Origin of the sequence: Acinetobacter sp. UBA5934 (assembly GCF_002430855.1) — a bacterium.
Classification (GTDB): Bacteria; Pseudomonadota; Gammaproteobacteria; order Pseudomonadales; family Moraxellaceae; genus Acinetobacter.
The window spans coordinates 861-7319 of the sequence record NZ_DJDC01000067.1 but is presented as its reverse complement, the minus strand read 5'-3'; the positions used below and the strand labels follow the sequence as shown (position 1 = coordinate 7319).

General features: G+C 44.2%; 6 protein-coding genes. All 6 read right to left on the bottom strand.

Going from position 1 to position 6459, the window contains the following annotated elements:
- A partial coding sequence (locus B2Y23_RS04700) for a metal-dependent hydrolase (RefSeq protein ID WP_291369330.1) occupies positions 1-920 on the bottom strand: 920 nt, incomplete at its 3' end.
- A 130-nt stretch (positions 921-1050) separates the two neighbouring features.
- Positions 1051-1923, bottom strand: a complete 873-nt coding sequence (yihA, locus tag B2Y23_RS04695; RefSeq protein WP_291369328.1) for a ribosome biogenesis GTP-binding protein YihA/YsxC — start codon at positions 1921-1923, stop codon at positions 1051-1053.
- Positions 1924-2009: 86 nt separating this feature from the next.
- Entirely contained in the window at positions 2010-2453 is a 444-nt protein-coding gene (locus B2Y23_RS04690) for an RrF2 family transcriptional regulator (RefSeq protein ID WP_291355104.1), read from the bottom strand.
- A gap of 95 nt (positions 2454-2548) precedes the next feature.
- Positions 2549-3313 carry a globin domain-containing protein gene (locus B2Y23_RS04685; RefSeq protein WP_291369326.1) on the bottom strand — a complete coding sequence of 255 codons (765 nt, stop codon included), beginning with the start codon at positions 3311-3313 and terminating at the stop codon, positions 2549-2551.
- 146 nt (positions 3314-3459) lie between these two features.
- On the bottom strand, positions 3460-5043 hold the full coding sequence (locus B2Y23_RS04680; RefSeq protein WP_291355108.1) for a helicase HerA-like domain-containing protein: 1584 nt from the start codon (positions 5041-5043) through the stop codon (positions 3460-3462).
- An 18-nt stretch (positions 5044-5061) separates the two neighbouring features.
- Entirely contained in the window at positions 5062-6264 is a 1203-nt protein-coding gene (locus tag B2Y23_RS04675) for a PLP-dependent transferase (protein WP_291355110.1), read from the bottom strand.
- Positions 6265-6459 lie beyond the last annotated feature (195 nt).

Sequence of the window (6459 nt, the reverse complement as noted above, 5' to 3'; positions counted from 1 at the left end):
TTGGCAGCAGGGGAGCGGTTCAGGTAAGCAATGGCATCTTCAGTTTTGGCTTCGTGCAGTGGATCGTACCACGGCATCAAATAACCCAGTTGTTGTGAAACCAGCCAAAATGGACTTGGCATTAAATTGTTGTCACGCTGGGCAATGGCATACCATTCACGCCAGATCCATGGTTTGTATACCGCAGGGCGGATAGACTGAAAACGTGGATCCTGCTTGAGCAGATGAGCAGTCCCATCGACCCATAAACCAATCACCGCCACAATGACAATCACGCTTAAATAATAACGGGCAATATAGCCGCCACCTAAATGACGGTACAAATCAAAGGCAACCGTGCGATGTTCAATTTCTTCTGCGCCGTGCCATTTAATCAGATCCAGCATAGCCGGATCAGCGCCCAGTTTTTCCCACTCCTGGTTGTACAGCGCATATTTCCCCAGCACGCAGGTCATGTGTTCCACGGTGGCGATAATCCCAAGTCGGAACAGGTCCCATTGATGTTCAAGCAATTGAGGAACTTTTAAACCTAAAGGCTGATCGGCAAGTAATTTGGTGAACAGGAAATTCATTACATCCAGATTACGCTGGATATCAATGTTGCGTACGGTTAAATATTCTTTATTGGCCGAGTTGTGTGCCTGTGCATGCATGGCTTCCTGACGGACAAAGGCTTGTACATCCTGTTTCAGTTTTTCATCCTGAATTTTCGGCAAAACCTTGTTATACAAACGGCAGAACCAGAATTCGCCGGCAGGCAAAATCATATTAATTTCATTAATGAAATAGCTGACATAAGGCTGATTTGGAATCCAATCAATCTGGGTGTCCTGCCACTGGAATTTTACTTTACGCGGGTGAATATGATAGGCAATGGATGAGCCAAGTCTGGAGTTTTTTAAACGGGAGAGAAGTTTCATCATACAGTCCTTATTGTTTTACTTAAGGTCAGTATGAAAAAAATGTCCCGCATTGTGATTAGCAATACAGGACACTGGAATATCAATTGATGATGATTTTGGTCGGACAATCTGGCTCAATCAGACCCGATCAATCAGCTTGTCGGCTTGCATCGGTGGCATCTTCAGCAATTTCGGTTTCGCACTCGTCCTCTAATACTTCTAAAGATTCGAGAGGTTCATCCAGATCATTGAGTTCATCGGCAGTGGCTTCAGGGATGCTGTCCAGATCAAATTGTGCGGATTGCTCTAGGGTAAAGTTCAATCGGCCACCCATCACGCTGGCCAATTCTTCCAGACCTTGCTTGTTCAGTGAGGAGAACAATTGAATGGAGAAATCAAGCTTCATCTTTTTCAATGCCGCTTTTACTTCCTGTAAGGCTTTTGATGCCGGCCCACGATTCAGTTTGTCTGATTTGGTCAGCAATACATGTACGAACAATTTACGTGAATAAGCCCATTCCAGCATCATCACATCAAAATGTTGCAGCGGATGGCGGATATCCATCAGCAGCACCAGACCTTGCAAACTCTGACGATGAATCAGATAGTTTTCCAGCTCTTTTTGCCACACAATTTTCATGGATTCCGGTACAGCGGCATAACCATAACCTGGTAAATCGACCAGACGCTGGTCTGGATTACCGAGGCTAAAGAAGTTGATCATTTGGGTACGACCGGGTTTTTTAGAGGCACGTGCCAACTGCTTTTGGTTAGTTAAGGCATTAATGGCGCTAGATTTCCCGGCGTTTGAGCGTCCAGCAAATGCCACTTCATAGCCAGTGTCTTCAACACACAGGCTTAGCTTCGGTGCACTCATTAAAAATTCGGCTTTACGCAACCAGTTCAACGCGCGAACAGAGTACTCAGTAATGGCAGGATCAACTTTTTTCTCATAGCTGATCTTTTGCTTAGGCGCATTGGCTGTCTTACTGTTTTTGGATTTTCCTCTGCTGTGATGCATAACTCAACTTCAATAAATGATCTACAAGCACACATTATAAAGGAAGTCGTTCAGGCAAGCGAACTTTGCAAGCGAAAGACAGGGAATTAAAGATTGATCATCTGAATAGGAGAGTGGGTCGTGTACTTTGCAGCGGGTGCAGTATTTAACACTTGTCCCAGCGTATATTGGTCCAAACTAAGATAAAACTGCTCCAAAGCCTGATCTAGAATACCCTTTAGTCCACACTGACTGCGCAGTACGCAGGGTGGAGTATTACATTCTACAATCTGGTTTTCACCTTGCAGGATGCGTACGATCTGACCGAGGTTCAGTTCAAGCGCCTGCGGGTTGAGCCGGATGCCGCCACCTTTGCCGCGGGTCGTAATCAGCCAATCCTGTTTGCCCATAAAGTGCACAATTTTCACTAAATGATTTTGAGAAACATGCAGATCCTGAGCAATTTCCGCGATGGTATAAGGCATATCCCTAGGCTGGGAAATATACATTAAAACTCGCAGGGCATAATCAGTAAATTTATTAAGTTGCATGAAGTCTTTAAAGGGTGGAGAAAGATAGATAGAGTAACTTGAAAGTCCCCCGAAAGGAACTTTCAATAATACAAAATTAATTACTTATTAAGTGCTTAGCCTTTAACCGGTGCAGAAACCTGAACCACATCACCAGCTTTGTAATTTTCAAGCAAAATGTTGGCAACAGAATATTCTGTATGATTGACTTCAGGTTTTACATCAAAAACAAATTGATCTGCTGATTGGGTCTCAGCAAAAGTAAATTGTTGCGGCTGTTGAATATTATGTCCAGGCACTTGAACTTTAACTGAAATATAGCTACCTGTTTCAGCACCCACAACAGGCTGGCCATCTTGTGCTTTTAAAGTAAAGCGTTTGCCGCTGTCAGTTGCTTCAACTGCAGCAATTTCAAAGGCACGCCATCCAGCCCAACCGCCATTTTGTGCAGCCAAACTTTCATATTTTTGTTTTTCCATCCCAGCTAGAATGCCTGCCAATTGCATATAAGCTTCTTTCCAGGCCGCAATCAGATCAGAATCCATCGGCACATTTAAAACTTCACTAATCGAGTTCAGTAAGTTATCACCTACAATGGCATATTGTTCTGGCTGAATATCCAGGCTGACATGTTTAGTGGTGATGTGTTCAATCGCTTTCGCCAGTACGCCCGGATTTTCAATATGTTCTGCATAAGCCAATACTGCTGCAGCAAGAGCACGTGGCTGACGGCCAGTACTTTGATGATCCAGGTTAAAAACATTTTTAAGATCTGGATTGTTGGTCAACATGCGGTTATAGAAATAACTAGTCAGTGCAACGCCGTTTTCACGTAGTACAGGAACAGTTGATTTTACGAGTTCGATGTGTTGTGGAGTCATGTTGTAAGTTCTATCTGAGTTATAAGATGTATTTAAAATACATTTTATAAACTGCTTTTACAATAGGGTTACATGATAAAACCATAAAAAAATTATGGAATATAAGAATATCCCATAATTTGTTCATTGTTAATCAGATTATTAAATTATCGCTTACCAAACAGCGAACCCAGTAAACCGCGAACAATCTTTTGTCCTGTACTGCCACCCAGACTGCGTGCAGCACTTTTGGCGAAATTTCCCACAATATCCTGAGTGAATTTTTCACATTGTTTTGCTGCGCGTTCAGCCTCTTTTTGTTGCTCGCGTGCCAAGCGCTCTTGCTCACGGGCTTGCTGCTTGGCATAAGTTTCTGCTTCTTTGGCTTGTTGCTTGGCTAAGGTTTCTTGTTGTTTAGCCTGTAGTTTGGCTTGCTCATCAGTCATAGCCTGTTGCTGACGCTGCTCAACTTTCTGTTGCAACATTTCAAAGGCACTTTCACGATCCAGGTTCTGTTCATAAATGCCTGCAATCACACTGCTGCTGATCAGAACTTTGCGTTCTTCAGGAGTAATCGGGCTAAAGGAAGAGTGGGGTGGCATGACCCAGCCACGCTCGACCATTTGTGGCGTGCCTTGTTCATCCAGACAACTAATCAGCGCTTCACCGACGCCCAGTTCGGTAATCGCCTGATCGACTTTAAATTCAGGATTGGCACGGAAAGTATCTGCTGCAGTTTTGACTGCTTTTTGATCTTTGGGAGTAAAGGCGCGAAGGGCATGCTGCACCCGGTTGCCGAGTTGGCCCAATACGCTTTCCGGTAAATCCAGCGGATTTTGCGTGACAAAGTAAATGCCGACACCTTTGGAACGAATCAGGCGCACCACCTGTTCAATTTTCTCTTGGAGTGCAGCACTGGCATTATCAAACAGTAAATGCGCTTCATCAAAGAAGAACACCAGTTTCGGTTTATCCATATCACCGACTTCAGGCAGCTGTTCAAATAGTTCAGACAACATCCACAGCAGGAAAGTGGCGTACAGTTTGGGTGTGTTCATCAGTTGATCTGCAGCCAGTAAATTGATGTTGCCATGTCCCTGGCTATCGGTCTGGATAAAATCCATGATGTCTAATGCAGGTTCACCAAAGAATTTGTCACCGCCCTGATCGGCCAATGCCAGTAAAGTACGTTGAATGGCGCCTAAACTTGCCGGTGAAAGATTGCCATATTCCGCTTTAAATTCGGCTGCATGTTCACTGACATAAGTCAGCATCGACTTTAAGTCTTTGAAGTCAATCAGCAATAAACCCTGATCATCGGCAATACGGAACAATGCGGAAAGCACACCTTCCTGGGTATCATTCAGATTCAGCATTTGCGCCAGTAATAGCGGTCCAATTTCAGAAACTGTGGTGCGAATCGGGTGACCCTGCTCGCCGAACAAATCCCAAAACACCACGGGAGATGCGGCAAAGGGAATTGATTCAATATTTAAGCTTTTGATACGTGCATCAAATTTCGGGTTGCTTTCGCCTGCTTTGGCTAGGCTGGAAACATCACCTTTGGCATCGGCGAGAAAAACAGGTACACCGATACGGGAAAAACTTTCTGCCAATACCTTTAAGGTCACGGTTTTCCCGGTTCCAGTCGCTCCGGCAATCAAACCATGACGGTTGGCAAACTGTGAATGTAAAACAATGTCTTGTGTGGGATCGGCAGTTTTCTTTGCAATAACGATTGGTGTACCCATAGCTTTTCCTGTTATTTATTATTCATTTTTAAGTTTTTTCATTTGTTCTAGTGCATGCTGAATATCTTGAACTAAATCTTCCGGATGTTCCAGTCCGATACAGAAACGAACCAGCAAGCCGTCTTTTAAGTGTGAATGTTCCAGCACACGCATGTCTTTTAAGTTATATAGCATGACCAGACTGACCGGCCCACCCCAGCTAAAGCCCAGCTTAAACAGTTCCAGTGCATCGCAGAATCTTCGAATATCTTCTAAACTATATTCAGCTTTAAAAATCACGCTAACCAGACCGGCACTGTGTTCTTGCTTGCAAATTTCTTTCCAATGTTGATGTCCTGCGGATTCAGCATCGGCAGGATGTAACACCTGTACAAATTCAGCTTGCTGTTTTAACCAGGCCAATAAGGTTAGAGCACTTTGGGATTGATGCTGATAACGCAGTTGCATGGATGCCAGACTGCGCTGTACCTGTGCCACATCATCACCTGATACGCTAATGCCCTGAATGGCATGCATGCGGAATAACTGGTGATGCAGTTTTTTGTTACGGGTCACCACAGAACCCATCAAGATGTCACCGCCACCGCTTGGGTATTTGGTCAGCGCGTGCACAGTCATATCCACTGCCAAATGCTCATCGCCAAAATCAAAGGCATTAAAAGCCAACCCTGCACCCCAGGTATTGTCCAGAGCGGTCAGAATATTGTGCGCTTTGGCTTTTTTCACCAGCCCGGTTAAATCGGGAAATTCCAACGTGACGGAACCTGCTGCTTCTAACCAGATCAGTTTGGCTTTATCGGTAGGCTGGAAAGTCGTCGCATCAATTGAATTATAGACTTTTACTGTAATGCCATAACGCGTTTCCAGGTTACGTAGGTGTTCCATATTTGGTCCATAGATGTTATCTGCAACCCAGACTTCATCGTCCTGACTTAAGAAACAGGAATTCACCAGGTTAATTGCCGATAAACCGCTTGGCGCGAGCAGGCAATATTGTCCACCTTCGATCTGCGCAATGTTATCGCCTAAAGTAAAGGTGGTAGGCGTGCCATGCGTGCCATAACTATAGTCATAGTCATCGCTCCAATGGCGATTAAACAGTGCATCGGTGTTATTGAAAATAATGGTCGATGCACGAAACAAGGGAGGTTGAACAGTAGAAATATATTGGGGGGCTTTTCGTGGTGCATGAATCAGGGCGGTTTGAGGATTTTTTTTCAAGATGCAGCTCTAAGTTGTATCAAAATTGCTCTTAGCTTAAGAGAAACGCAGCAATTAGGCTATATAAATGCCGAAATGTATAGAAACGTTAATACGAACATAAAGTTGGCTTCATTCTTGCTAAACCTATAGCAGTGCTAGAACAATAGGCGGAGGCGCATGAAGTCGCATTTGAAAGTACATTATTTTCAGCAT

Excerpts from the sequence above, each read along its gene's own strand:
- yihA (WP_291369328.1), bottom strand. The coding sequence starts at position 1,923 with ATGCATCACAGCAGAGGAAAATCCAAAAACAGTAAGACAGCCAATGCG.
- B2Y23_RS04690 (WP_291355104.1), bottom strand. The coding sequence starts at position 2,453 with ATGCAACTTAATAAATTTACTGATTATGCCCTGCGAGTTTTAATGTAT.
- B2Y23_RS04685 (WP_291369326.1), bottom strand. The coding sequence starts at position 3,313 with ATGACTCCACAACACATCGAACTCGTAAAATCAACTGTTCCTGTACTA.
- B2Y23_RS04680 (WP_291355108.1), bottom strand. The coding sequence starts at position 5,043 with ATGGGTACACCAATCGTTATTGCAAAGAAAACTGCCGATCCCACACAA.